The sequence below is a fragment of the Trinickia sp. genome (assembly GCF_051961175.1).
Lineage (GTDB): Bacteria > Pseudomonadota > Gammaproteobacteria > Burkholderiales > Burkholderiaceae > Trinickia.
The window spans coordinates 1-3,665 of the sequence record NZ_JBQCDN010000202.1 but is presented as its reverse complement, the minus strand read 5'-3'; the positions used below and the strand labels follow the sequence as shown (position 1 = coordinate 3,665).

At 58.9% G+C, this 3,665-nt stretch carries 3 protein-coding genes and 1 pseudogene; all 4 read left to right on the top strand.

All coding sequences use genetic code 11. The features are described 5' to 3' along the window. Positions 1-177: pseudogene (locus ACTHL0_RS12240) on the top strand (trigger factor); the annotation flags it as partial. A gap of 145 nt (positions 178-322) precedes the next feature. Further along, positions 323-976, top strand: a complete 654-nt coding sequence (gene clpP / locus ACTHL0_RS12235) for an ATP-dependent Clp endopeptidase proteolytic subunit ClpP (protein ID WP_440567015.1) — start codon at positions 323-325, stop codon at positions 974-976. Positions 977-1,192: 216 nt separating this feature from the next. Further along, a complete protein-coding gene (clpX, locus tag ACTHL0_RS12230) occupies positions 1,193-2,464 on the top strand; it encodes an ATP-dependent Clp protease ATP-binding subunit ClpX (protein ID WP_440567014.1) in 1,272 nt (423 codons plus the stop codon). Between the two features lie 230 nt (positions 2,465-2,694). Beyond that, on the top strand, positions 2,695-3,665 hold a 971-nt coding region (locus ACTHL0_RS12225; RefSeq protein WP_440567013.1), incomplete at its 3' end, for an LON peptidase substrate-binding domain-containing protein.

The window sequence follows — 3,665 nt, the reverse complement described above, 5'->3', positions numbered from 1 at the left end:
AGCTACGAAGACCCGAAGGAAGTGATCCGCTGGTATTATTCGAACAAGCAGCGCCTCGCCGAAATGGAAGCGTACGTCGTTGAAAGCAACGTCGTCGAATTCGTGCTCGGCAAGGCGAAGGTGACGGATAAGGAAGTCAGCTTCGAAGCACTGGCGAGCGCCTCGGCGCAAGCGTAAGGCATCGCCTGATACGGCGTGCGGGCTGTCGGAGCGACGGCCGCACGCCGTTTTTCATGCTGCGGCGTGTTTGCTGCGTTGCAGCGACGTGCTCGGGGCCGTCTTCCTGCCGTTTCAAGACCCATTCCGAACAAGGATCCTTTGCATGATCTCTCGCGCTCAACTGTTGGACACGTTGGCCTCCCATGCACCGCGCGATTTCGAAACGCAGGCGCTGGGGCTCGTTCCGATCGTCGTCGAAACGAGCGGCCGCGGCGAGCGTTCGTACGATATCTATTCGCGCCTGCTGAAGGAGCGCGTCGTGTTCATGGTCGGCGAAGTGAACGACCAGACCGCCAATCTCGTCGTGGCGCAGTTGCTGTTCCTCGAGAGCGAAAATCCCGACAAGGACATCAGCCTGTACATCAATAGCCCGGGTGGCTCGGTGTCGGCGGGTTTGGCGATCTACGACACGATGCAGTTCGTGAAGCCCGATGTGTCCACGCTGTGCATGGGCCTGGCGGCGAGCATGGGCGCGTTTTTGCTGTCGGCCGGTGCGAAGGGGAAGCGTTTCGCGTTGCCGAACGCACGCGTGATGATTCACCAGCCGCTCGGCGGCGCGCGCGGCCAGGCGTCCGACATCGAAATCCAGGCTCGCGAGATCCTGTATTTGAAGGAGCGGCTCAACCAGATGTTCGCGCATCATACGGGGCAGCCGGTCGAACGCATCGCGCGCGATACGGATCGCGATAACTTCATGTCGGGCGAAGATGCGCAGGCGTACGGGCTGATCGATCAAGTCCTACACAAACGCCCATAAAGCATCGCTGTCGGTCGTACGCGCCCGCGGGTTCCCCGTATAGGTGCGACGGCCGACTCAAGCGATGCCAAAATTGGTCGATAATAGTTCTGGGCGCCGACGACGGATACGCCACGCGCGTTTCCCGTTGCGCCGGCCAGTCAATCTGATCCGACCCTGCTGGTGGGGCGGCAGATGGCGTGCCAGTCATTCGAGTGTCCGGAGGCTCGTATATCCATGGCGGACAAGAAAGGTTCGAACAGCGAAAAGCTGTTGTATTGCTCGTTCTGCGGCAAGAGCCAGCATGAGGTCAAAAAGCTCATAGCCGGCCCGTCGGTCTTCATCTGCGATGAATGTATCGACTTGTGCAACGAGATCATTCGCGACGAAGCCGCGGGAGCGGGCACGGACGTAGGGTTGTCGAAATCCGATCTGCCCAGCCCGCAGGAAATTCGCGACATCCTCGATCAATACGTGATCGGGCAGGAGCGTGCGAAGAAGATTCTGGCCGTGGCGGTGTACAACCACTACAAGCGGCTCAAGCATCTCGACAAAAAAGACGAGGTGGAGCTTTCGAAGAGCAATATTCTGCTGATCGGCCCGACAGGCTCCGGCAAGACATTGCTGGCGCAGACGCTCGCCCGGCTGCTCAACGTTCCGTTCGTCATCGCAGACGCAACGACGTTGACGGAAGCCGGCTATGTCGGCGAAGACGTCGAGAACATCATTCAGAAGCTGCTGCAAAACTGTAACTACGAAGTCGAGAAGGCGCAGCGCGGAATCGTTTACATCGACGAAATCGATAAGATCAGCCGCAAGTCGGACAACCCGTCGATCACGCGTGATGTCTCGGGCGAGGGCGTGCAGCAGGCGCTGCTGAAGCTCGTGGAAGGCACGATGGCGTCGGTGCCGCCGCAAGGCGGGCGCAAGCATCCGAACCAGGATTTCATCCAGGTCGACACGACGAACATCCTGTTCGTCTGCGGCGGTGCGTTCGACGGGCTTGAAAAAGTCATCACCGATCGCACGGAAAAAACGGGTATCGGCTTCGGCGCGAGCGTGAAGAGCAAGCAGGAGCGCGATGCCGGCGAGGTATTGCGCGAGGTCGAACCGGAAGATCTGATCAAATTCGGGTTGATCCCTGAATTGATCGGCCGCCTGCCGGTGGTCGCGACGCTCGGCAAGCTCGATGAAGTGGCGCTGATGAAGATTCTCGTCGAGCCGAAGAATGCCCTCGTGAAGCAGTACAACAAGCTGTTCGCGATGGAGCGGGTCGAGCTCGAGATTCGCCCGGCGGCGTTGCAAGCGGTGGCGCGCAAGGCGATCCGTCGCAAGACGGGGGCGCGCGGCCTGCGCTCCATTTTGGAGCAGGCGTTGCTCGACGTCATGTACGAATTGCCGGCGATGAAAGGCGTTAGCAAGGTCATTATTGACGACAACGTCATTGACGGTGACGGCAAGCCCCTGCTCATCTATGAAGAAGCGCCGAAGGTTGCGGGCTCGAATTGATGGCTTGGGGTCTGTTTCGCGTTCATTTTCAGCCTGACGACCGTGGTAGACCCTAAAGCTTTCAGAGGAATGGCCGTTCATGGAGACGTGAACGGCTTTTTTCGTTTATCTTGTGGGTAACACTGACCGCTTCTCTGAATACATCGAACTTTTCCCACACGCGCAGGCTTGCAATTCGTACCGCGGGCCTCAACTACCGAACGAACTGATTCCACTCATGGGGAAATGAAATGTCAGGAACCCAACTCCTCCCTCAAGAGCGCACCACGCTCCCGCTGCTGCCGTTGCGAGATGTCGTCGTTTTCCCGCACATGGTTATCCCGCTGTTCGTGGGGCGGCCCAAATCGATCAAAGCGCTCGAAGTCGCGATGGAGGGCGGCAAGCACATCATGCTTGTCGCGCAAAAGACTGCGGCCAAGGACGAGCCGACCGAAAAGGACATGTACGAAGTGGGATGTATCGCCAACATCCTGCAAATGCTGAAATTGCCCGACGGCACCGTGAAGGTGCTGGTCGAGGGCTTGCAGCGCGCGAAAACGCTGACGATCGAAGAACAGGAAACGCAGTTTTCCTGCGAAGTCATGCCGCTCGAACCCGACCACGCCGACAGCGCTGAAACGGAAGCGCTGCGCCGTGCGATCGTGTCGCAGTTCGATCAGTACGTAAAGCTGAACAAGAAGATCCCGCCAGAGATTCTGACGTCGTTGGCTGGCATCGACGAAGCCGGCCGTTTGGCTGATACGATCGCGGCGCATCTGCCGCTCAAGCTCGATCAGAAGCAGCATATTCTCGAGATGTTCCCCGTCGTGGAACGCCTCGAGCACTTGCTCGCCCAGCTCGAAGCCGAGATCGACATCCTTCAGGTCGAAAAGCGCATCCGTGGCCGCGTCAAGCGCCAGATGGAAAAGAGCCAGCGCGAGTACTACCTGAACGAGCAGGTCAAGGCGATTCAGAAGGAACTTGGCGAAGGCGAAGAGGGTGCCGATCTCGAAGAGCTCGAGAAGCGCATCGAAGCCGCTCGCATGCCGAAGGAAGCCAAGAAGAAGGCCGATTCGGAACTGAAGAAGCTGAAGCTGATGTCGCCGATGTCGGCCGAAGCCACTGTCGTGCGCAACTACATCGACACGCTGATCGCGTTGCCGTGGCGCAAGAAGAGCAAGGTCAACAACGATCTGTCGAACGCCGAGCGCGTGCTCGACGA